Origin of the sequence: Candidatus Accumulibacter cognatus, assembly GCF_000584975.1 — a bacterium.
In the GTDB taxonomy this organism is placed as follows: domain Bacteria; phylum Pseudomonadota; class Gammaproteobacteria; order Burkholderiales; family Rhodocyclaceae; genus Accumulibacter; species Accumulibacter cognatus.
Map to the genome: position 1 here is coordinate 1 of NZ_JDST02000074.1, position 20,842 is coordinate 20,842.

The 20,842-nt window shown below is 60.9% G+C and carries 22 protein-coding genes and 4 pseudogenes; 20 read left to right on the plus strand and 6 right to left on the minus strand.

Annotation, left to right across the window (positions count from 1 at the left end):
* Positions 1 to 8 precede the first annotated feature (8 nt).
* Together AW06_RS20720 and AW06_RS20725 are read right to left on the minus strand one after the other, a co-directional pair.
* On the minus strand, positions 9 to 377 hold the full coding sequence (locus tag AW06_RS20720; RefSeq protein ID WP_273704721.1) for a recombinase family protein: 369 nt from the start codon (positions 375 to 377) through the stop codon (positions 9 to 11).
* A pseudogene (locus tag AW06_RS20725) lies at positions 356 to 917 on the minus strand (recombinase family protein); the annotation flags it as partial. The gene AW06_RS20720 and the pseudogene AW06_RS20725, both read right to left, overlap by 22 nt.
* Before the next feature lie 426 nt (positions 918 to 1,343).
* Between AW06_RS20725 and AW06_RS20730 the strand changes: the two are divergent.
* The 5 genes from AW06_RS20730 (at position 1,344) to AW06_RS13980 (ending at position 4,535) form a co-directional block, all read left to right on the plus strand.
* Complete coding sequence (locus AW06_RS20730) at positions 1,344 to 2,639, plus strand: M23 family metallopeptidase (protein WP_273704706.1); 1,296 nt, start codon at positions 1,344 to 1,346, stop codon at positions 2,637 to 2,639.
* A 201-nt stretch (positions 2,640 to 2,840) separates the two neighbouring features.
* Positions 2,841 to 3,002, plus strand: a complete 162-nt coding sequence (locus AW06_RS20735; RefSeq protein ID WP_273704707.1) for a hypothetical protein — start codon at positions 2,841 to 2,843, stop codon at positions 3,000 to 3,002.
* A 98-nt stretch (positions 3,003 to 3,100) separates the two neighbouring features.
* Positions 3,101 to 3,502 (plus strand): hypothetical protein, encoded by a 402-nt coding sequence (locus AW06_RS13970; protein WP_273704708.1) that lies wholly within the window; start codon positions 3,101 to 3,103, stop codon positions 3,500 to 3,502.
* Between the two features lie 84 nt (positions 3,503 to 3,586).
* Complete coding sequence (locus AW06_RS13975) at positions 3,587 to 4,036, plus strand: PilZ domain-containing protein (RefSeq protein WP_273704709.1); 450 nt, start codon at positions 3,587 to 3,589, stop codon at positions 4,034 to 4,036.
* Between the two features lie 16 nt (positions 4,037 to 4,052).
* Positions 4,053 to 4,535 carry an aminoacyl-tRNA deacylase gene (locus AW06_RS13980; RefSeq protein ID WP_034951258.1) on the plus strand — a complete coding sequence of 161 codons (483 nt, stop codon included), beginning with the start codon at positions 4,053 to 4,055 and terminating at the stop codon, positions 4,533 to 4,535.
* 42 nt (positions 4,536 to 4,577) lie between these two features.
* On the opposite strand, the gene AW06_RS20740 is transcribed toward AW06_RS13980, so the two are convergent.
* Entirely contained in the window at positions 4,578 to 6,830 is a 2,253-nt protein-coding gene (locus AW06_RS20740) for a mechanosensitive ion channel domain-containing protein (protein ID WP_273704710.1), read from the minus strand.
* A 275-nt stretch (positions 6,831 to 7,105) separates the two neighbouring features.
* Between AW06_RS20740 and AW06_RS13990 the strand changes: the two genes are divergently transcribed.
* The 4 genes and pseudogenes from AW06_RS13990 to AW06_RS20755 all read left to right on the plus strand — a co-directional run bounded on the left by AW06_RS13990 (position 7,106) and on the right by AW06_RS20755 (position 9,988).
* Complete coding sequence (locus AW06_RS13990; protein ID WP_034951261.1) at positions 7,106 to 7,366, plus strand: transposase; 261 nt, start codon at positions 7,106 to 7,108, stop codon at positions 7,364 to 7,366.
* A 965-nt stretch (positions 7,367 to 8,331) separates the two neighbouring features.
* Positions 8,332 to 8,403: pseudogene (locus tag AW06_RS20745) on the plus strand (hypothetical protein); the annotation flags it as partial.
* A 22-nt stretch (positions 8,404 to 8,425) separates the two neighbouring features.
* Positions 8,426 to 8,581 (plus strand): SEC-C metal-binding domain-containing protein, encoded by a 156-nt coding sequence (locus AW06_RS20750; RefSeq protein ID WP_273704722.1) that lies wholly within the window; start codon positions 8,426 to 8,428, stop codon positions 8,579 to 8,581.
* A gap of 339 nt (positions 8,582 to 8,920) precedes the next feature.
* Positions 8,921 to 9,988, plus strand: a complete 1,068-nt coding sequence (locus tag AW06_RS20755; protein WP_138678280.1) for a GGDEF domain-containing protein — start codon at positions 8,921 to 8,923, stop codon at positions 9,986 to 9,988.
* A 66-nt stretch (positions 9,989 to 10,054) separates the two neighbouring features.
* Here AW06_RS20755 and AW06_RS14005 read toward each other — a convergent pair whose 3' ends face one another.
* Positions 10,055 to 12,343, minus strand: coding sequence for a heavy metal translocating P-type ATPase (locus tag AW06_RS14005; protein WP_273704711.1), 2,289 nt, complete (start codon positions 12,341 to 12,343; stop codon positions 10,055 to 10,057).
* Positions 12,344 to 12,421: 78 nt separating this feature from the next.
* Here AW06_RS14005 and cadR point away from each other — a divergent pair, with 78 nt between their 5' ends.
* A complete protein-coding gene (cadR, locus tag AW06_RS14010) occupies positions 12,422 to 12,853 on the plus strand; it encodes a Cd(II)/Pb(II)-responsive transcriptional regulator (protein WP_034951266.1) in 432 nt (143 codons plus the stop codon).
* A 74-nt stretch (positions 12,854 to 12,927) separates the two neighbouring features.
* Here cadR and AW06_RS14015 read toward each other — a convergent pair whose 3' ends face one another.
* Positions 12,928 to 13,791 carry a Mut7-C RNAse domain-containing protein gene (locus AW06_RS14015; protein WP_273704712.1) on the minus strand — a complete coding sequence of 288 codons (864 nt, stop codon included), beginning with the start codon at positions 13,789 to 13,791 and terminating at the stop codon, positions 12,928 to 12,930.
* Between the two features lie 224 nt (positions 13,792 to 14,015).
* Here AW06_RS14015 and AW06_RS20760 point away from each other — a divergent pair.
* The 9 genes and pseudogenes from AW06_RS20760 to AW06_RS14055 form a co-directional block, all read left to right on the plus strand.
* A pseudogene (locus AW06_RS20760) lies at positions 14,016 to 14,276 on the plus strand (hypothetical protein); the annotation flags it as partial.
* Positions 14,277 to 14,288: 12 nt separating this feature from the next.
* Positions 14,289 to 14,684, plus strand: a complete 396-nt coding sequence (locus AW06_RS14020) for a cupin domain-containing protein (RefSeq protein WP_046536444.1) — start codon at positions 14,289 to 14,291, stop codon at positions 14,682 to 14,684.
* Positions 14,685 to 15,008: 324 nt separating this feature from the next.
* Positions 15,009 to 15,632, plus strand: coding sequence for a hypothetical protein (locus AW06_RS14025; protein WP_034951269.1), 624 nt, complete (start codon positions 15,009 to 15,011; stop codon positions 15,630 to 15,632).
* Positions 15,633 to 15,783: 151 nt separating this feature from the next.
* The gene (locus AW06_RS14030) at positions 15,784 to 16,359 is read left to right on the plus strand and encodes a DNA-3-methyladenine glycosylase I (protein WP_034951272.1); all 576 of its coding nucleotides are present in this window, start codon (positions 15,784 to 15,786) and stop codon (positions 16,357 to 16,359) included.
* Positions 16,360 to 16,399: 40 nt separating this feature from the next.
* The gene (locus tag AW06_RS14035) at positions 16,400 to 16,585 is read left to right on the plus strand and encodes a hypothetical protein (RefSeq protein ID WP_034951274.1); all 186 of its coding nucleotides are present in this window, start codon (positions 16,400 to 16,402) and stop codon (positions 16,583 to 16,585) included.
* A gap of 132 nt (positions 16,586 to 16,717) precedes the next feature.
* On the plus strand, positions 16,718 to 17,176 hold the full coding sequence (gene umuD, locus AW06_RS14040) for a translesion error-prone DNA polymerase V autoproteolytic subunit (protein WP_034951275.1): 459 nt from the start codon (positions 16,718 to 16,720) through the stop codon (positions 17,174 to 17,176).
* 2 nt (positions 17,177 to 17,178) lie between these two features.
* The gene (locus AW06_RS14045; protein ID WP_034951277.1) at positions 17,179 to 18,468 is read left to right on the plus strand and encodes a Y-family DNA polymerase; all 1,290 of its coding nucleotides are present in this window, start codon (positions 17,179 to 17,181) and stop codon (positions 18,466 to 18,468) included.
* Between the two features lie 201 nt (positions 18,469 to 18,669).
* Positions 18,670 to 18,972: an FAD-binding protein gene (locus AW06_RS14050; RefSeq protein WP_034951279.1), complete on the plus strand. Its 303-nt coding sequence runs from the start codon at positions 18,670 to 18,672 to the stop codon at positions 18,970 to 18,972.
* Between the two features lie 19 nt (positions 18,973 to 18,991).
* Positions 18,992 to 19,180 (plus strand): annotated as a pseudogene (locus tag AW06_RS14055) (IS3 family transposase); the annotation flags it as partial.
* A gap of 64 nt (positions 19,181 to 19,244) precedes the next feature.
* Here AW06_RS14055 and AW06_RS14060 read toward each other — a convergent pair.
* Positions 19,245 to 20,387 carry a Fic family protein gene (locus AW06_RS14060; protein WP_034951280.1) on the minus strand — a complete coding sequence of 381 codons (1,143 nt, stop codon included), beginning with the start codon at positions 20,385 to 20,387 and terminating at the stop codon, positions 19,245 to 19,247.
* 57 nt (positions 20,388 to 20,444) lie between these two features.
* Between AW06_RS14060 and AW06_RS20765 the strand changes: the two genes are divergently transcribed.
* Complete coding sequence (locus AW06_RS20765; protein ID WP_273704713.1) at positions 20,445 to 20,768, plus strand: hypothetical protein; 324 nt, start codon at positions 20,445 to 20,447, stop codon at positions 20,766 to 20,768.
* The last annotated feature ends 74 nt before the right edge of the window (positions 20,769 to 20,842 follow it).

Sequence of the window (20,842 nt, forward strand, 5' to 3'; positions counted from 1 at the left end):
GGTGGGGGCTAAACGCATACGTAGCGATACACCTTGTCGCCCTTGTGCGTCGCGCCCGGCGTCATCGCCCAGCCATCGTCAGCGAAGATCAAGCCTTTCAGCAGGGCAGGGGCACGCGATGGCCGATTCTGCCGAGCCCGTTCTTCCGGCTCCCAACGCTCCAGTATCGCCTGCACCTCGTCCCACACCGCCCGGTCCAGAATCGCCTCGTGCTCGCCGGCGAAATGCTGACCCTTGTACGCAGCAACGCCGATGAAGACCGGATTCTTGAAGAGCCTGTACAGATGCCCTTGTCGATCGGTGTTCCAGCAAGGGTCTTGTCCTTGAGCGTCGTCCAGGACTTCGTCGTCACGCCCTCGGCGCGCAGTTCCCGGCACAGTGCGGTCATCGAGCCGAGCGCGATGTAGTACCCAACAACCGCCTGACCAGCGCCGCCTCGTTCGGATTGGGCACCAGTTTTCGATCGACGACATCGTAGCCCAACGGCGGCATGCCACCCATCCAGATCCCCTTCGCCCGACTGGCGGCGATCTTGTCTCGCACGCGTTCCCCGCCAAGCTCCCGCTCGAACTGCGCTAACGACAAGAGGATGTTCAAGGTCAGCCGTCCCATCGACGTGGTGGTGTTGAATTGCTGCGTGACCGAGAAACGAAGGTCACTTTCTGGGCGTCGAAGAGTTCGACGAGTTTCGCGAAATCCGCCAGCGATCGCGACAGGCGGTCGATCTTGTAGACCACGATCACATCGACCAGCCCCTCGCGCACATCGTCCAGCAGGCGCTGCTCGCCCGGCCGGTTGAGCGTGCCCCCGGAGAATCCGCCATCGTTGTAAGCATCCGGCAGCGCCACCCAGCCTTCCGATTTTTGCGAAGCGATGTACGCTTCGCAGGCATCACGCTGCGCATCGAGCGAATTGTAGTTCTGCTCCGCCAGGAAACCGGCTGCAAACGCTCTGCCGCCAATACGAACACCCCGCTTAACACCTTGTTTTACGTGTATTTCGTTTATGGCTCCTGACTTCACTCACCTCACAAATGTCATATCCGCGCTCTTAAAGGCCAAATCTCTCGCAACCTCCTGACTTCGGGATTCTGGTACGGATTTTTCAAGTGATTGTTTTCGCTTTGGAATTATTGGTGATAGGTGGATTTCGCGTTGGCGTGTGCTTTGGTTTCGTGGGGTACGCCAACATAATCAATGTGGTTATTGGCAAGAGGCAGATAGCCAATCTGGACGCCGACAACCAGAGAAGGTCTGCTGAGGCTGACGGGGCAGAAAGAGCAACAGAGCACCGTTACTGGCAGTGAGGTATCATCGCCGCATACAGGAACTTCAGGGTATGCCGTGTTGAGGTGTCTCCTCCTTGCCCTTGCCGTCTTGGTTGGCAACCAGAATTCCCTGGCCGATCCGAGCCAGAATTATCCGTTTTCGATCGAAACCGAGAAAGAAGGCGATGGCCACCGTATCGTGGCTCGCAACAATGGGCCTGCCCCAATCTCCGTGAAGGTCTCGATTGCTGACTCCCAGTACATCACAACAGATCGACCATTCCCCGTCTTTGCCGTAGTCCCTCCAGGAGGAGGAACCCTGTATCTGGCGCACATACGGCCAGCGATGACAGGTGTTGGCTATTCCTTCCGTACCCATAGTTCCTGGGTGCTCGGGGACTTCAACGCTCAGCAAAGCCCTGACGCGCTGTACCGCTTGCCCTACCGAGATGGTGCGGCATACCGCATTGGACAGGCTCCAGGCGGCCCAGTGACCACCCACACCACGCCTGACAGCCTGTACGCAGTAGACATCGGCTTGCCGGAGGGAGCTCCGATTGTCGCTGCCCGCGATGGCGTGGTGATCTACACCGAGGCAAACCAGGTCTATGGTGGGCAGAGTCCAGATATGGTGAGCAAAGCCAACGAAGTGCGGATACTGCATGTTGATGGCACGATCGCCTTGTATGCACACCTGGCTCATGGCGGCGTGTACGTCTATCCGGGCCAAAGGGTGACAGCAGGGACACAAATCGGACTGGCTGGCTCTACCGGGTATTCTTCGGGGCCACATCTGCATTTCGCAGTAGAGACTGTGGTGCGATCAGGAGATGGCTTGGCAATGGTCTCCGTGCCGATCCAGTTTTATGTGGGCAACCCGCCCATAGCGTTCGCACCACGGTTTGGAATGCTGGTCGCCGCTGATTATTCGTCTCCTGGTCGGATGCCTGATGTCGAAGCGCCACAGATGGCAGGCAAGGCATCAGTCACCACTCAAACTGCCACAGGCAACCGTGAGATGGTCATATCTTTTGAAGTGCCTGCTCCACTTCGAGCGTGGCTCCTTCTTGTTCCTGCCTGGCAATGGGCAATCGGTACGGTTTCCTTGATTTTCCTGCTGACTTTCCTGGACAGTAAAAGGAAGGACTGGCGGCGAGCAACCAAGATGCAGGAACCGACCCTACGCTCCAGGCCAGCAGAAGAACCACTCAGGCATGGACTTTCGGCACGCGACAAACTGGTAATTGCCTGTGGCGGTGATAGGCAACGGGCTGATCGACTGCAAGAGTACGAGTATCACCGATCACCCGGCATCAGCAACGAGGAAGCTGCCCAGAGGGCGTGCGAGAGGCTCCAGCGAGATCGGCATTGATGGCATAGTTGAAGGCCCCATGCCACGCAACGGGTACGCCAACGCGAAATGTGCGCTTGGTGGCAAGGTGGATAACGTCAGTTCGGGATAACGAAGCCAAAAAATTAGCGTTAACACATTGATGTGAAACGGATAAGAGCCAATGTTGTCTTGGCCGTTCGAGTGCATGACCTGATCAACCACGTACACGGAGGCTTCATCATGGACGATCTGACCGAGACTGACTGCCGGATGGACGACTTCTACAAAGCGGTCGAACCCCAACTCAAGGCCCGGTTGGTGACTGATGGCCAATGGCATCGGTCGAGGAAAGGCAGCCTGTCCGTGCCGGAGTTGATGACGCTGGTCGTACTGTTTCATTAGATTCGCTACCGACAGTTCACATCCTTCTATCTGAACCCTGTTGGCCGATACCTGTGCAGCGAGTTTCCCCGGCTACCGATCTATAAGCGGTGTGTCGAGTGGCTGCCACGCTGCACGATAGCCTTGGCCGCCCTGTTCGAGGAACTCACGGACAAGTGCTCCGGGGGGTCGATTGCCGATTCCACCCCCATCGCCGTCTGAAAGAATTTGCGGATTCCGCGCCGCCGGGTGTAGCGCCCACCGAAGTAGAGCGTCGTGATTTTGCACGGCGTCCCGGCTCGGGTCTTGGCTCCGCAAGGCAGGTCCCACAGGTTGGCAGGCATCGGCGGCGGCCGGACTGGCCCTACAACCTTATCGCGATGGTGCATGGTGGCTCGCGCGACGAGGTGTTGCAGAAGGTCTCGGAAATCGTCCGGCTGCTCGGCCAAGCCTGTCGCGCGCACGACGTCCTGTTCTCGACCGAGATCCTGAAGAAGGCCGAAGGGCGCCTCGGCGATTGACCGCGGCGCACCTCGGCGTTAGAGTTCGCCGCAGGCAACAGGGCAGGCGTCGTCGCCGGCCGCGCGCGGCAGGAGGAGTGAAACATGGCTTCGATACAGATGCAGCGGCGCAACTTCATGCGCCATCCGGCGGACATTCCGCTCGACATCGCCATCCGTGGCACGCATCGCGACGTCGTGCAGCGGTTGAAGGACGTCAGCGAAGGCGGCCTGGCGTACCTGAGCCGACGGCCACTGGGCACCGGTTCGACGGTCGTGCTCTCGATTCCGCTCGTACAGCCGCCGTTCAGCGCCGCCGGGGTGGTGGTCTGGTGTCACCGCCAGGGAAGCGTTTACGAGGTTGGCGTCCGTTTTGCCGACGCCGACGACCTCTTCGCCGCCCGCATGGTCGAGCAGGTATGCCAGATCGAGCACTATCGGCAGCAGGTGCAGCGCGCCGAGGGGAGAGTGCTCGACGCCGAGACGGCGGCGCGCGAATGGATCAAGCGCTACGCGGCAAGCTTCCCGGCGCTCGGCAAGGGCAGCACCCACTGACGGGCGGACGCGGCAAATGGCGAACGAGCGGCTGCCGGTGACGCCGGCGATCCGCGTCCTGCGCGCCGCCGGCGTCGCTTTCTCGGATCATCCCTACACTTGGCAGGAACGCGGCGGGACGGCGGCCAGCAGCCGCGAACTCGGCGTCGACGAACACGCGGTGATCAAGACGCTGATCATGGAGGACGAGCGCCGGCAGCCGCTGATCGTCCTCATGCATGGCGACAGTGAAGTGTCGACCCGGAAGCTCGCGCGCCGGCTGGCGGTCAAGTCGATCGTCCCTTGCCGGCCCGAGGTCGCCAACCGCCACTCCGGCTACCTGGTCGGCGGCACCAGCCCGTTCGGCACGCGCAAGCCGATGCCGGTGTACCTCGAGCGCAGCATTCTCGACCTCGAGCGGATCTTCATCAACGCCGGCCGGCGGGGTTACCTCGTCGCCATCGCACCGTCGGTGCTCGTCGACCTGCTGCACCCCGAATTGGTCGACGTCGCGGCCTGAAGGCGTCCGGTTGCGGCCGGCGCACAGGCGGCGCGACGTCGTTCAGGCCGCACCGCGGTCGCCGGCCTCCTGCTTCTGCTGCGCGATACTGACGGCCAGCGGTCGCGAGGTATCGAGGTGCAGGTCCCGCTGCGGAAACGGAATGGCGATGCCGGCCGCCGCCAACCCCTTCTCGATCGCGAAACGCAGGTCACTATCCACGCGGCGCCCCGACAGCCGCAGCGGTCCGAGTTCGACCCAGAAGACCAGCACCAGCAGCAGCGCGCTGTCGGCGAAGTCTTCGAAGAAGACATCCGGTGGCGGGTCCTTGAGCACCTCGCCATGATCCGCGGCGCAGCCAAGAATGATCTCGGCTGCGCGCTGGGTCGGTGAGCCATAGGCGATGCCGACGCGGATCTCGCGCCGGATGCGCGGGTTGGAGTAGGTCCAGTTCACCACCTGGTTCTCGAGGAAGCTCGAGTTCGGAACCAGCGCCTCGACACCGTCGAAGCCGCGCACGGTGGATGCGCGCAGGTCGACCGCGACGACGTGGCCCGTCGTCCCACCGAGCTGAATGATGTCGCCGACGCGGATCTTGCGCTCGAAGAGGACGATGATGCCGCTGATGACGTTCTTGATGATCGTCTGCGTGCCGAAACCCACGCCGATCGCCAGCGCACCGCCGAGAAACGCGAACGCGGTCAGCGGGATGCGCGCCAGATTGAGAATGAAGATCACCAGCAGCACGCCGAGAGCGATCATTGCCCAGCGACGGACGACGCTGGCAAGCTGCTGGTCGACGCCGAAGCGTTGCACCATCACCCGCTGCAGCCGGCGCGCCAGCGCTGCGAACAGCCAGTAGCCGACGACGAACAGGAACAGCGCGCCGATGCTCTTGCCGACGGTGACGCCATAGCTGACGGTGACGCTCTTGCCGTCGACGATCGTCGATTCGTCGACGGCGAACATCTCGAAATTCCAGATCCGCTTGAAGGCCTCGCCGATCTCCAGGGCAGCGACCCGCCAGTCCTTCGCCCGGGCGCCGCTGCCAGCTCCACCGAGATCGCCGAGCCAGCGGTCGATCTGCCGCAGCAGTTCCGTTACGATCCGCTCGACCCGCTCGAAGGCCTGGCTCTGCTCGCGCTGGGCCGCCAGCAGCTCGGTCGATTGCGCCGACGATGCGGCACCGGCCGCACTCACCTGCGTTCGCGCCTCCTGCTCGCGCACTGCGGCCCGTGCCTCGTGTGCCATCTGCTGCACGAGCTGGCGGCGGCCCTCCAACTCTTCCCGTGTGCGCGTCAGCCAGGCGATGACGGTCTGCCTCGTCGCGGCATCCTGCGCACGATAGCCGACATAGCGCTGTCCCCATGCGTCGATACTCGCCTGCAGCAGCGTCTGTGCCCAGCTCAGCGCCAGCAGACGGATGCGGTCGCTCTCGAGCTGGGCATCCAGCACATGCAAACGCTGCGCCGCCTGCGCACCGTCGCGTCCGGCATCGGCGACAAGCCGCTCGCGTTCGGCCGCGCGCCGGCCGTTCTCGGCAAGCAGTCTTTCAGCTTCCGCGTTGAGTTGCTTCAGCTCCTTGCGCAACAGCGCCTGCTGCTGCTCGAGTTCGTCCTTGCTGAGTTCCTGCTCAGGCAGAACCCGCGTCAGAAGCCGCTCCATCTCCGTGTCGCGCGCCTGCAGCGTTTTCGATTCGGTGGCGATCTTGTCCTTCGCGAGGCCGATATTGACCAGTTCGGTCTCGGCGAGCTGCCGCCGCAGCAGGCTCGTGTCGCGGTTGTCCCGCTCGCGGTCGGTCTCCTGCTGGCCGCGGGCGCGGCTCAGCCGGTCCTCGGCCAGGCGAACCGCCTCAGCGGCCTTGCGTTGTTCCTCGATCTGCCCGACTTTAAGGGTGTCGAGCGCGCGATCGGCCGCCGCCAGTCGCTGCATGAGGATGCGCACGGCGCGCTGCGCGTCGCGCAGGGCATCGACGCGCAAGGCCGGGTACGGTCCCGGACCGCCGAAGCCGGCGAGCAGTTCCTGCTGCTGCGGGTCCGGCGGTTTCGGCCGCTTGAGATTCTCGATGTCGTCGAGCAGCTTGATCTTCTCGCCATACGCGACGACGAGGCGGTCGAGCAAGCGACGTCGCTCGCTGACCGACGGGTTCTCGGTTGGCCACGGTACTCCCTGCTCGACCCGGAACGCCTCCTGTTGCCGGCTCGCCTCGGCCAGGTTGCGGGCGGCCTTGTCGCGCGGCTTCTCCTCCGGTTCGCTGCTAGTCGCCGGCAGTGCGCCCGTCGTCTTCGACCAGGGGATCTGCGCCTGTGCCGGCACTGCCGGCAGCAGCAGGAGCAGGATCAGCAGCGGCCAGCAGTCGGGCCACCGGAACCGTCTGCCGACGGCGGCGGCTGGCAGAAGGTGGCATCGACTGCGCCACCAGGCGCGCGAACGGTCCTGCCGACAGACGGTGGCAGGCGACGTGTCACGGCTGGCGCGACCGATGGTGACGGCAACGGTCGGCTGGGCAGGGCAGCTTCGGGCGGGTGTCTTCATCATGAGGTTGCCGATGGTAGCGCAAAGCGGTCGGTCGATGCTGGCCAGGCGAGACCTTGACGGGAGATCCGGTTGCAGGTGGCGGCAAGAACCAGAAAAAGAGACTGGAGCGGCCGCTACGTGACTGCGCGCGTCCTCCCTTCGCCCTTGAGCACTTGCAGCAACGCGACGCCGGGCATCGGGCCTATCACTATCCCAAGCCACGGCCCGACGGCCCACGCGATCTGGTGCTGACGCCGCGGGAACTGATCGACCGGATCGCCGCCCCGGTGCCACGACCGCGGCGCATCACCTTCGGTAGGTCCGGGCAGGTGTGAAATCAAGACAAGCTGATATTCGTCGTGGGATGACTCGCACCTGTCACCCGGAAAGTCGCCGCCAGCGGCTCCTGTCCGGGCGGCAGGCGGTGCTGAGCGTGCGCTGTGGGAAGTCTTCTGGCAGATTCCGACGCTCCCCGTACGAAATCGGTGATTGACAGGAACGGCCAGAGTCCAAGATGCCCCCCACTCATCGCATTGAATTTTCTATCCTTTATCCTTTCTGGTTCGCGAATGGTGCTGCTGGAAACCGAGTGAGTATTGCGCAGTCGATATCAGAAAATCCGCGCCGAACTGAACGCGTTTTTCACCGCGCTGTTGGAAACCGACGACACCCTGATAGAGGATGTCGAAGCCGTCAGCTTTGCCCTGACTGGTCCTCCGAGTCCGGGAAGGAGCATTACATCGGTCTGGAGCTGATGTCATCGACCATGGACTCATAACCTGGCCTGTATGCGAACGAAAAGCAAACATCCTTGATCCCGCCACTTACAATTCTCCAGAATCACCTTCCTGCTGCCCCTGTCCGTCGATGTCGATCCCCACACAAGACGCCAGGGATGGCCTTAGAGTTCTCTGGGCGGCAGATAATCTTCATTCCTTCAGGGCATTACATGACGAAAATGCACCAGACTCCAAACCTGTCCTCACTAGCGCAAACAATCACAAGGGATGGAAAGACTGTTCGAGTCGATATTTACGGAGATGGCGAAGGTGGCTGGCTCCTGGAAGTGGTCGATGAACATGGGAACTCCACCGTTTGGGATGACCCGTTTGCAAGCGACCGTGAGGCTCTTGCCGAAGCGCTGAGCACGATCGATGAGGATGGAATTGACTCGTTGATTGGCTTGCCAGCTGGCGCGCAGAAAGCGAAGGATCTGAATCAGCCCCTGTCCAGAGCCGAACTCAACGAACTCAACGAGCTTAACGAGTTTCTGGCCGACGAGTCCATTGAGGAGATGTCAATGGATGTCTCGACGCTGGAAGGCTTCCTGACCGCGATTGTCATCGGTCCACGCGCCGTACACCTGCCAGCGTGTCAGCCAGCCTGGTGGAGTCGTGCAGCACGAATTTCGTCTGGGCGGGCAGAAAGCGGTTGCGTCGGTAGTCCGTGGCGGGCCAAAAGTCGGCCGCAACGATCCCTGTCCTTGTGGCAGTGGCAAGAAGTTCAAGAAATGCTGCGGAGCGGGCGACGCTGCGGCCCCTTTGCACTGAGGTGTGAAGTGAAGACGCCACGCCGGTTGTCTGTTTCTTCCCTCCGATCACCTGCTCGGACTTCTACCTCATTGCCGCCGACGAACCAGAGGTGATCGCGCAAACTGTCGTTGATCTGGTGCAGATAAGTCTGCCCTGAAAGTTTAACGTCGATCCGGTTCGGGGCAGCCAGAAGAAGGAGCTGGCCATGGCGGTCAAGGGAAAAGCAGGTCGAGCAGCGCTGGTCGAAACTGAAGGAGCATCTGTCAGTGGCCGGCAGGGAATCCACTGTACGCCCTATACTCTGCGCAACCGGCGCCGCCGTGGCAGCCGGAGCCTGCGACTACACGCGAGGGGTGAATGATGAGCAAGGGCAAGGGACGGACAACGGCGACCGATTTGGCCGGGCCGGGCAGCAAGATTCTTGCGGGCGGGTTTTCGCCTCGGCTATGCCACCGGCTGGCGGCGTGTATCGCCGCCATGGCAACCCTGGAGACGATTTCCTCGCCGATCATCCCCTATATCGCCGCCTGGCGCGAACATGAGAAAGTCATCTGGTATGAATATGTCGGGGCGAAGTTTCTCGCCCTTCTCGGCTGCGATCGGGAGGAAGTGGACGAGGTTTTCCGTCAGAGTATCGTTGACCGGCGCCTCTACCGATATGCCGATCGAGAGAGCAAGGTGGAGGAGGAAATCGTAACCCGGGCCGAGTTGCGTGGCGATCAGGCCGGCCTGCGCGAGGAAGTGAAGAAAGCGGGGGCGGTGGAGTTCGTCTATCAACTGGCCTTGCCGGAGGGGAAGAGGATCTGGCTGAAGGACCAGGCCAATATCGAGGTCTTTGTCGAGGACCGGATCTGTCTCTCCATTGGCTGCCTGACCGAGGTCACCAAGGAGATGGAGCAGAAGGATCTGCTGGAAAAAATCGGCTATTTCGACGAACTGACCAAATTGCCGAAACGGACCATCCTCCAACGGATTCTCGAGATGAATATCGGTAATCTCCGCCGCGGCCACGTGACCGATTTTGTCTTTCTGTTGTTGGACATCGATCATTTCAAGGCAGTGAACGACATGCATGGCCATCAGGCCGGGGACCAGATCCTGGTCGGCTTCGCCGAGGTAATGCGAGCCACCAAGCGGCATGAGGATGAGATCGGTCGATATGGTGGCGAAGAGTTTTACGGATTCTCCATCGGCAGCTTGAACAACGGCATCCAATTTGCCGAGCGACTGAGGCAGGCAGTAGCCGGCAGCGAGTTTGTCTTTGATCGGGAGCGGGTTCCGGTCACCGTCTCCGTCGGCTTGGTAGCGGCGAGCCAACTCGCGGGGGATGGAGAAATCAGTGCCGAGGAGTTGGTACGGGTAGCAGATCGGCGGTTGTACTTGGCCAAGGAAGAAGGGCGAAATCGTGTAGTCTTTCGAGGCTGATACATCAGGAATCATGAGGGGGGTGCGTCAGATGCCCTACCGCAGCCTTGATGCGCGAACATCATGCTACTGACGCACCAGCCTCAGACCGTTAGCCACAACCAGAAGACTCGCGCCCATATCAGCGAAGACCGCCATCCACATGCTGCCCATACCCAGCAGCGTGAGTACCAGGAAAACGGACTTGATACCCAATGCGAGCGTGATGTTTTGTACCAGGACCGTCCGGGTGATGCGCGACAGGCGGACAAAGCGCGCAATCTTGTTCAAGTCGTCATCCATCAGAGCTACGTCAGCCGTCTCGATGGCCGTATCGGTACCCGCCGCGCCCATGGCAAAGCCGATGTCGGCTCGCGCCAGGGCAGGGGCATCGTTGATCCCGTCGCCCACCATGCCAACCTTGCCGCTCTGCGCGTAGCGTTCGATTGCGCACAGCTTGTCTTCTGGCAGTTGATCGCCCAAGGCTTCGTCGATTTCAACCTGGGCCGCGATGGCGCGCGCGGTGTGTGCGTTGTCGCCGGTCAGCATGACTGTTTTGATGCCCAACTCATGTAGTGCCCGGATCGCGGCGCGGCTACTGTTCTTGACCGTATCGGCCACGGCAAACAGGACGAGCACGCGCTCGCCATCGGTGAGCAGAATGACTGTCTTACCTTGTTCTTCCAACTCACCAAGCTGGACCTCGAGGGGGGGAGTACATACGCCAAGTTCATGGATCAGCCGATGGTTGCCAAGCTGATAATGCACGCCGTCCACTGTGCCGCGCACACCTCGCCCAGGAAGAGCGGCGAAGTCGGCCACATCAGGCAGGATGCTGCCATTCTGCTGTCCGGCTGTGGCTATGGCGTGAGAAACCGGGTGATCGGAGCGCCCAGCAAGACTGGTGGCAACACGGACTGCATCCAGTCCGACCGGCTGATCCAGCAAGACGGTATCCGTCAACACCGGTTTGCCGTGCGTGATGGTGCCGGTCTTGTCGAATGCCAGCCACGCCAGCTTGTGGCCTTCTTCGAGATAAACACCGCCCTTAATCAAAATGCCGTGGCGAGCCGCTGCGGCCAGACCGCTGACGATGGTCACGGGAGTCGAAATGACCAAGGCGCACGGACAGGCTATGACCAGCAGAACCAGCGCCCGGTATACCCAATCGTGCCAGCCTTCGCCGAGCAGCAACGGCGGCACGAGAGCCAGCGCCAAGGCAAAGGCGAACACCACCGGCGTGTAAACCCTGGCAAATTGATCGACAAAACGCTGGGTAGGGGCACGTGCGCCTTGCGCATCTTCGACCGCATGAATGATGCGCGCCAGGGTCGAATGTGTGGCTTCAGCAGTGACCCGGTACTCAAATGAACCAGATTCGTTGATTGTTCCTGCGAACACACTGTCACCAACTGATTTCTCGACGGGCAAGCTCTCGCCAGTAATCGGCGCTTGGTTGATATTTGAGCGTCCAGCCAGCACCACACCATCGAGGGCAATTCGTTCCCCTGGCTTGACCCGCACGATTTGGCCAATGGCCACGTCCTTGGCCGACATGTCGGCCCAATCGCCGTTTGCCTGCCGTACTGTCGCCAGTTCAGGCGCGAGTTGCACCAAGCCGCGGATGGCATGGCGTGCCCGATCCAGCGACTTGGCCTCGATCAACTCGGCAAGAGTGAACAGAACCATGACCATTGCCGCTTCCGGCCATTGCCGCAGCAGTACCGCGCCAGTAACCGCAATGCTCATCAAGGCATTGATATTCAAATTGCCGTGGCGCAATGCAAGCCAGCCCTTTTGGTAAGTGCCTAGGCCGCAGAGGGTGATGGCAACGAGTGCCAGCAGCGCCGATAACCATTCCTGCATGCCAATCCAATGCGCGATTTCCGCACCCAGTGCAGACACGCCGGCCACGACAAGGAGCCACCAGATTCTTCCGGCCGGCTCGGTGAGCGCTGTTTTGGGGGGGGACTCCATCGCTTCGGAATTCATGCCCAAGTCGCGGATGGCTGCTTCAACGGCGGCTAGGGCGCCGCTGTCATGGACGACCGACAGCACTCGCTGCATCAGGTTGAATTGCAGTCCTTGCACGGAGGCCATGCCGCCAAGTTTCTTGCGAATCAACGCTTCCTCGGTGGCGCAATCCATCTGGGCAATGCGTAGACGGGTCAGCGTGGAGCCAGCCGGAATATGGGCCGTGACCCAGTTAGCGTCATCTGAGCTTGGCACCCTTAACGAAACGTCTGCGGAGCACGCATGACCATGCTCATTCGAATGTACGTGATCGTGATGAGCGCGCAAACTGTGGTCACCAGCTGAATGGTCATGGCTGCAAGCGTGGTGAGCATGCGTGGATTTCTTGGGGCGATAGGACATGGCGCGATCCAATTGTCTGAATATTGCGCATTTCACACCCTGAAGCTACTATAGGGTCAAGTGTTTTGGAGTCTACCCATGAAGATCGGGGAACTCGCCCAAGTGGCGCAATGCACGGTGGAGACCGTGCGCTACTACGAAAAGGCAGGATTGTTGGCGCCTCCGGCACGCACGGCGGCCAACTACCGCAGCTATGGCAATGCTCACGTCGACCGGCTGCGCTTCATCCGTAACTGTCGGGCGTTGGATATGACGCATGCAGAGATCCATGGTTTGCTGGGCTTGATGGATCAACCTGCCGGCGATTGCGGTGGTATCAATCAGCTTCTTGACGAGCACATTGCACACGTCGATGTACGTATTGCTGAGCTGTCCCAACTCAAGCAGCAACTCCGTGAATTGAGGCAATGCTGCCAAAGCGAACAGGCCGTGGACGCATGCGGCATTTTGCAGGGTCTGGCGTCAATGGAAACTGCGCAAAGACACGAACGGCACACGCACCTCGGCTAAGCTTGCAGCACCACGAATCCCGACCTGATCGCGCAATCCCAATCGTCCAAGGAAGTGACGGACAAGGCGCTGTCCTACCCCGGAAAAGACGACTGTACAGCCCGCTTCGATGCCTGTTGGTCGCCAGCCATCTTTAGCGCCTGCGCCAACCGGTCGAGCATTTGGCGCCAGTGGCTGCCTTCCCAAAAGACACGCCGGCATACTGAGCAGGTGCTGAAGTCCTGCTGGTGTTCTCGCACACGGGGTAGCAGGGCGTCGAGGATTTGCGCCTTTTCCACGGCCAGGAGCGGGGCGTTGCACTTGAGGCAGCGGGAGAGTGGTCGCAGGCTGCCGGCAAGATCGAGGCGGGCGAGGATTTCGGAGAGCTGCGCATCCGGCTTCTGCGCATATACGTAACAACCGCGGCTGATGCTCCGTCGTTTGAGCAACTCACGGTCGCGAGTCAATACGATGCGTTCGTCGCTGCCGGCGATGCGCTCAATCTCGGCATCGTCGAAAGCATTGTCGTAGACGGTATCGAATCCAGCCATCCGCAAAAGACGGGCCAGGCCACCCAGATGGGCGTCGGCAACAAAGCGCGTGATATGCAAAGGGTGGGGGCGCAGGCGCAGCAGGGGGCTAATGTCGAAAGCCTCGAACTTCGGATAGACGGAGATGCGGTCGCCTGGTCGCAGGCGCTGGGCGAAGTCAACCGAGACCCCATTGACGAGAATCAGATCAACCTCGGTGTGCGGCACACCGATGGCTTCGATCACATGCTTGATGGTCGCCTCCGTAGCGCAGTCGAAGTCGAATTCCCGCCGGCGCCGCTCAGGGGCGATGAAGTCGTTCAATTCCGCGTAAAAACGGAAACTTGCCACCACGGTGGCGGCCGGTCGTTTCTTGCGCGCGCCGAGATCCTTCAGGGATGGCGCAACAGGTGAAATTCGGTTTGTCATGGAGATCCTTTCACCGCTACACAAGGCGGTGCACGACCAGGTAGCCGCCGCCGCCAAGTGTAATGAAATGCCCTGATGGATATTCTGATTTTCGGCGGCCTCTGTGTTTGGTAACATCAGATCAGCATCGCGGATGTCCTTTCCCTACCCAGGAGAGCAAGCCCATGACGGCCCTTGATCCCATTGCCCGAGCACGCTCGATGCGGCGGGAACGCGATCTGAAAATGGTCGCCGCCTGGACGGCAGGGCATTCCCATACCGAGATTGCCCGGGCCTTTCAACTCTCCAGGGAAAACGTCAAGGACCGGCTCGAGCGGCATTTCCGGGCCAAACAGCGGGAGGCAAGCAGCGATCCCTTCGACAAGATCAGTCCTCGCCTGCGAACGCTGCTCATCAAGGAAGGCCTGACGACGGTCAATGAGGTGGTTGGACGGTACAGGAGAAAAGCGCTTTCCAAGATGCGAAACTTCGGCCGCAAGAGCCTCCAGGAAATCGAAATGTGCTTCCCCGTCAATCGTCTGTACCAGCACTACGCAGCGGTCCCGCCCTATATCACCAAGGATGGCTCTGAAATCCGCGAGCTGATGCACCCTGCGGTTCAGGGTAACCGCAACCAGAGCCTGGCCGAAGCCACGCTTTCTGCCGGCACCAGAACGATGCTGCACAGGCATCTCGTGACGGAAGAGATCTACCACATCACCGCCGGCGAAGGACAGATGACTCTGGGAGCGGATCTGTTCAAGGTCGGGGTTGGCGACACCATCTGCATCGCGCCGGGAACGGCACACTGCATTGCAGCATCGACGACCGGTGCACTGGTGTTGCTCTGCTGTTGCTCGCCAGCCTACTCGCATACAGATACGGAAATTCTTGAAACTGGCCAGGAGGATTGAGGATGGAGCGATCATCGGCTCGACGATCCGTTTCGATGTCTGACAGGACGGCAAGAATCCGCTGGCGAGTAGCTCATTTGTGGTATCCGATTCTTCTCGGTCTACACCTGCGAGGGCAAGAACATTTCCCTGCCGCTGGCCTGGAGTGGCGTGCCGGTGGAGGCGAAGAGCCTGGACAAGAAGGCCCTGGAGCAAGCGATGAAAGGGCACATCGTGGCAGAAGCGCGGTTAGTAGGCACCTATCGAAAGGGGCGTTGATCTCGTGGCGCACGTACCCTGAGGCAACTTGCCTGAATTTTTGCCGGGACGGACGAGTGGCGTAGGATGTCAGACAAGTTCCCCGAGACCCTCGCCATGCGCTTCTCGTCGCAATCCTTCGCCCTTCTTGCTTTCCTGGCAATCCCGCTGGTCATCGTCCTCGGCGTTCTGGCGCATCAGTTGATCGATCCTGAACTCGCCCGCGGCACGGCTGACTACGTCGGCAACTACGCGCTGCTCGAACGCCTACGCCAGGCCTGCCTGATTCTTTCTTTCGCCCTCGCCGGCGGGCTCTGGTTTCTCGCCTTTGGACTTCTTCTGGTGGCCCGGCAGCGATCGCTCCTCTGGCTCGTCCTCGCCTTTCTCGGGCCACTCGGGCTGGTTGCGGTGGCTGTCGTCGGCCGTGCCCCGGCGGCTGGCGGCGAGCGCGCCGCGTGGCCGTGGCGACTGGCGCGCGAGGCCGCGATCTTTGTCGCCATCGTTGTTCTGGCGCACTTCTTGGTCTACGCCAAGAACGAGGTCTTGATTGCCTGGACCGCAGCATCGCGTGGCGTCGAGAGTGCCGTCATCATTGCTGAACAGACAGCGTCGAGCGGCATGTGGGCGTTTGGCGAGTTCCTGCAAATCCTTTTCCTGACCGGCCTGTTCTACCTCGTGCGTCCGCTTGTTGGGCGCCGGAAGCCGACCTGAGCAGTCGCCTCAGGCTGATTGTCTGCATCTTCTGTCGCGGATCCTTTCATCGGCAGAAGGACCGGAGCGCGTCCCGGCTTGCCAAGGGAAGAAATGGCAAGTCCTGGACTCTTGGCAGTAGACTGACGCTTTCTCCGCTGAGTTGATGTCGATGGAACGTTGCCCTTGGTGCGAAGGTTTTGACCTTTACCGTGCATACCATGATTCCGAATGGGGCGTACCGCTCTACGATGATCGGTCACTTTTTGAGCTGCTGATCCTGGAGGGAGCACAGGCCGGTTTGTCCTGGGCGACGATCCTGAAGAAAAGAGAAAACTATCGGCGTGCTTTCGATGGTTTCGATCCTGTCAAGATTGCCGCGTACGACGACGGAAAAGTTGCGGCACTGTTGGCAGATTCGGGGATCGTCCGAAATCGCGCCAAGGTTGCCGCAGCCATCCAGAACGCCAAAGCGTACCTGGCGCTCACAGACGATGGACCGTCGTTCAGTGATTTTCTTTGGCGCTTCGTCGATGACGTCCCGATTCAGAATCAATGGACTTCTATGGCCGAGGTACCGGCCAGGACGACACGGTCGGATGCAATGAGCAAGGCTTTGGGTCGAGCCGGGTTCAAGTTCGTTGGTTCGACGATCTGCTATGCGTTCATGCAGTCGTCTGGCATGGTCAACGACCATCTGACGACGTGCCCGCGTCATGGCGAAGTCAAAGATCGCTTCCACAGGTGATGCTTCCTGTCACTCGTTCGAACAGCTTGGCTGACTTTTCATGGGCCAAGGCCGATGTCATGGTTTGCTGCCTGCATGGCAGGCGGTCGTGTTCTGCAACAACAGCGACGCCTTTACCACGACATTCAAGACGGCCGTTGGAAGCGGGGTGGTGGTGGCGAAAGGCAAACCGGCGTTACTGCTATCCGACGGCACCAACGTCGTTTGCGTGACGCCGGACAGCTGATGGGAGCGACGAAGGTCCGCGAAGGTGACCGGCGTACCTGTTCAAGCATACAGAGTCATCCCCAGGTTGAGTCCACAACAGGGCACCGCTCATTTATACTGTTCATTTGATCAGCCATGATTCGGTTGTTTGATGAACCACCTTGTACGAACATTGCTCCAGGTTCCGGAAATCGTCGAGCAGAATCCTTGTGCCGCGGAAATCATCCTGTTTGCTCACCGGATCTCCGCTGGATTTCCATCTCCGGCGGCAGACCATGCTGAAGAGGGGCTGGATCTCAACGACTATCTGATCCGCAACAAGCCCGCCACCTTCATGTTTACCGTGCGCGGCGACTCCATGATCGGCGCCAGTATCGAGGATGGAGACAAGGTGCTCGTCGACCGCGCTTTGACTCCGAAGAGTCACGACATCATCGTGGCGGTCGTGGACGGTGAATACACCATCAAACGCCTGTACCGATACCGAGGACGCGTCGAACTGCGCCCAGAAAACCCCCACTATCCACCAATCATCCTCGCAGAGGGCGAAGCACTGCAAACTTGGGGCGTCGTGGTGGGGGTCGTGCGCCGCTATCCCGTGCGGGGATAGCCGTGTCGGCCCCGCCGCAGTTCGCCCTGGTGGACGTGAACAACTTCTACGTTTCCTGCGAACGCGTCTTTCAACCGAAGCTGGAAAACGTCCCGCTGGTGGTGCTCTCCAACAACGATGGCTGTGCGGTCGCCCGCAGTCCCGAGGTCAAGGCGCTGGGCGTGACCATGGGAACGCCCTGGTTCAAGATGAAGGATTGGGCAGGTCAGCACGGCATTCGGGCCTTCTCCTCGAACTACGCCTTGTACGGTGACATGAGCAACCGGGTGGTCACCATCCTGCGGGACTTCACCCCGGATATCGAGGTCTACAGCGTCGACGAAAGCTTTCTGCGTATCGAAGCGGTCGCACACCTTTACGGTGGCGCCTCAGCCATGGGCCGGCAGATGCGTGAGCGGATCAAACAGTGGACAGGATTGCCCGTGTGTGTCGGATGTGGGCCGACCAAGACGCTGGCCAAACTGGCCAACCACCTCGCCAAGAAGCACGGCGTTTTCAGCGGCGTGTGCGATCTTCATTCGCTTTCTCGTCCTGAACGGCTGCAGTGGATGCATAAAATCGAGGTCGGTGAAGTTTGGGGGATAGGCCGGCGCCTCGTGACCCGCTTGCAAGCCATGGACATCCACACCGTGCTTGACCTGCGGAATGCCTCGCCAAAGCACCTCCGGACCCAGTTCGGGGTGGTGATGGAGCGTACGTGCAGCGAGCTGAGAGGCATTTCCTGCCTTGAACTGGAGGACATCGCGCCACCCAAGCAACAGATCATGTCGTCGCGCAGCTTCGGCATCCCGGTGGAATCCATTGCCGAGCTGGGCGAGGCCGTGTCGACCTACGTTGCCAGAGCGGCCGAGAAACTGCGCCGGCAAGCCTCGGTAGCCGCCGCCGTCCACGTCTTTGTGCAGACCAATCGCTTCAGGGACGACGAGCCCCAATACCACGCGGGTCGCCTGGTGCCGCTCCCCGAACCCAGCGACGATACGCTGGTGCTGACCCGGTACGCGCTGACGGGGTTGAAGGCGATCTTCAAGCCGGGGTACCGATACAAGAAAGCGGGGATCATGCTCACCCTGCTGTCGGACAAAGCCACGCGGCAGGGGTCCCTTTTAGATGATCCGGAAGCACGCGTTCGTTCGGCAAGACGGATGGCCGCGCTGGACGCGATCAACCGCCAATTCGGACGCGATACCTTGCGCTCGGGAGCCAGTGGTACGGCACGGCGGTGGGGGATGCGGTCGGAGAACCGGTCCCCGCGCTATACGACCCGGTGGGACGAATTGCCGGAAGTGTCTTGAGACGGTTCACCGACGGCAGCGCGGCTCCACGACGTCCAGGATGTCAGCGGAAACTGGCGCCATGCTGGTCGATGGCATGCATGTCGTTCGCGTGACGCCGGATAGCCCGGACAGTAGCGCCCCACCAATACCCCCCCGTTTCATCACCCGACCGCCCGAGGCACCCGCCTTCGGCGGTCTTTCTTGCATTGGAGATTCACCATGCCAGAACCCACCAGTAGTGGTGTCGCCGGAGCTGCCGCCCTCGAGGCGGCCGCTGGCGCAGCAACGGACGGCACACTGCTCTCGACCATCGTGGTGATGCCGATGACGTCACCACGAACTCATCGGGAGTGGGCGGTTGGCTGGGTTTTCAACTTCATCGAGAAAAACCGGAATACCGGAATCGATGATGTCGCCCAGGTGAGCCTGCACTGGTGCGAACTACTCGACGTCACCGCAGATCAAGCGCATGCGGATGCCGCAAACGCCTTCTGCCGTATTCACCCTGATGACTTGCCGTGAACCGGTGTCCTTCGAACAAACGCGCAGGATGGTGAGATTTCTGGCTACGGTGGGTCACACGGTCAATCGCAAGCGGGTACAACGCCTGATGCGGCAGATGGGGCTGGTGGGTATGGCGCCGGGACCCAACACCAGCCAAGCACACCCGGAGCACAAGGTCTATCCGTACTTGCTGCGCGGGGTGGCTGTGGTCGGGCCCAACCAGGTACCGCAGGAGGCGGTGAGGAACGCAGCGCACCCTTCGTGCTGGTAGCCTTGACGGCGCGTTGCGCTCAACAAGGCGCCTCGCGGCCGGACTCCGGCGGCATCAACGCGTAATGCGTGCTGCGTCCACCGGCATTTGATCTGACCAGGACGCCTCGTTGCAGCAGCTCGTGGATATCCCGCAGCGCCGTATCGGACGAGCACTTGGCGATCGCCGCCCACTTGCTGCTGGTCAGCTTGCCTTCAAAGCCATCGAGCAGCCGGTTGAGCAGTTTGATTTGCCGCTCATTCATCGGCGTACCCGCCCAGCGCTGCCAGAAGCTGGCCTTGGTGAGCACAGCGGCCAGCGTCTCTTCGGCAGCGTCGACGGCCCGCAGCAGGCAGCCGACGAACCATTCCAGCCAGTCGGTGACCTCCAGCGTCCCCTTCTGAGTGCGTTCGAGCCAATCGTAGTAGTCCCGACGCTCGCGTTGCATCTGGGCCGACACGCTGTAGAAGCGCTGCGTCGACCGCTCGCCCCGTGCCAGCGCCATGTCGCCGACGGCTCGGGCGATGCGCCCGTTGCCATCTTCAAAAGGATGGACGGTCACCAGCCACAGGTGAGCCAGTCCCGCCTTGATCACCGGGTCGGCGGACTGATCGCCGTTGAACCAGCACAGGAAGTTCGACATTTCGCCAGCCAGCGAATGGGCTGGTGGTGCCTCGTAGTGCACCTTCTGTCGGCCCAGGGGGCCGGAAACAACCTGCATCGGTCCCAGTGTGTCGTCACGCCAGGCACCGACCCTGATCCTCGATAGCCCGCTGTAGCCGGTAGGAAACAGTGCGGCATGCCAGCCGAACAGGCGCTCCGGGGTCAGCGCGCTGGCGTGCTGCCGAGTGGCATCCAGGACCATGTCGACGACACCTTCGACGTTCCGGTCGACCGGAGCCAAACCGCCGATGTCCACACCCAGCCGGCGCGCGAGCGACGAGCGAACCGAATCGGCGTTGAGTTTTTCGCCCTCGATCTCGCTGGTTTTGAGCACGTCTTCGGTCAGTACCTGGAGCGTGGCCTGCTCGCGCAGCCCGACGCCGAGCTCATGCAGGCGCCCGAGCAAGCGTCCCTGCGATTGGTGCACCTCAGCAAGCGGCTGCGCCAGCCTCTGGTGGTCGAAACGCCAGTTTGGCCAATCGTCCTGCTGCCAGATGAAGCGCTTGTTTCCGTCATTCATGCGGTAATTGTGTGGGCCAGTCTCGGCAAGGTCAAGATAATCGCCGCATAGAATGCGGTGATTGGCAGCCGGATTCGCCGCATTCCGTTGACTAACGGCCGCATGGCAAGAGAAGGTCTGCCGACTTCACCGCCACCGGCGGCACTAACGCAGCTACCTTCCCTCCAATTGCCTGATGAAATTCAATTGATTATTCCGTCCAAGGCAATTCCCAAAGGTGGCGGCAATACCGACGAGCCTATTCGCACTCGCGGCTGGATCCACTGGCACCATCTCCTAACGCCGCGGCCGTTGTTGATCATCAAGGTCTTAGCCGAGCAATCCGGAGCCTTGTCGAATAGCAGGGAGAAGACCGCGGCCAATCTGCTCGGCGCTATCTAACTGGAGTTCCTGACTTTGTCTTTGGCATACGGGTCTCGCTCACGATAAAGGCAAAGATGTGTTCAGCCACCAAG

What these genes read in the sequence shown, in the direction of transcription:
- cadR (WP_034951266.1), top strand. Translation starts at nt 12,422, where the DNA reads ATGAAGATCGGGGAACTCGCCCAAGTGGCGCAATGCACGGTGGAGACC.
- AW06_RS14050 (WP_034951279.1), top strand. Translation starts at nt 18,670, where the DNA reads ATGCCAGAACCCACCAGTAGTGGTGTCGCCGGAGCTGCCGCCCTCGAG.
- AW06_RS14005 (WP_273704711.1), bottom strand. Translation starts at nt 12,343, where the DNA reads ATGTCCTATCGCCCCAAGAAATCCACGCATGCTCACCACGCTTGCAGC.
- AW06_RS13980 (WP_034951258.1), top strand. Translation starts at nt 4,053, where the DNA reads ATGGCGAACGAGCGGCTGCCGGTGACGCCGGCGATCCGCGTCCTGCGC.
- AW06_RS14025 (WP_034951269.1), top strand. Translation starts at nt 15,009, where the DNA reads ATGTCAGACAAGTTCCCCGAGACCCTCGCCATGCGCTTCTCGTCGCAA.
- AW06_RS14035 (WP_034951274.1), top strand. Translation starts at nt 16,400, where the DNA reads ATGGGCCAAGGCCGATGTCATGGTTTGCTGCCTGCATGGCAGGCGGTC.
- umuD (WP_034951275.1), top strand. Translation starts at nt 16,718, where the DNA reads ATGAACCACCTTGTACGAACATTGCTCCAGGTTCCGGAAATCGTCGAG.
- AW06_RS13975 (WP_273704709.1), top strand. Translation starts at nt 3,587, where the DNA reads ATGGCTTCGATACAGATGCAGCGGCGCAACTTCATGCGCCATCCGGCG.
- AW06_RS14030 (WP_034951272.1), top strand. Translation starts at nt 15,784, where the DNA reads ATGGAACGTTGCCCTTGGTGCGAAGGTTTTGACCTTTACCGTGCATAC.
- AW06_RS14020 (WP_046536444.1), top strand. Translation starts at nt 14,289, where the DNA reads ATGTGCTTCCCCGTCAATCGTCTGTACCAGCACTACGCAGCGGTCCCG.
- AW06_RS14015 (WP_273704712.1), bottom strand. Translation starts at nt 13,791, where the DNA reads ATGACAAACCGAATTTCACCTGTTGCGCCATCCCTGAAGGATCTCGGC.
- AW06_RS14060 (WP_034951280.1), bottom strand. Translation starts at nt 20,387, where the DNA reads ATGAATGACGGAAACAAGCGCTTCATCTGGCAGCAGGACGATTGGCCA.
- AW06_RS20735 (WP_273704707.1), top strand. Translation starts at nt 2,841, where the DNA reads ATGGACGATCTGACCGAGACTGACTGCCGGATGGACGACTTCTACAAA.
- AW06_RS20755 (WP_138678280.1), top strand. Translation starts at nt 8,921, where the DNA reads ATGATGAGCAAGGGCAAGGGACGGACAACGGCGACCGATTTGGCCGGG.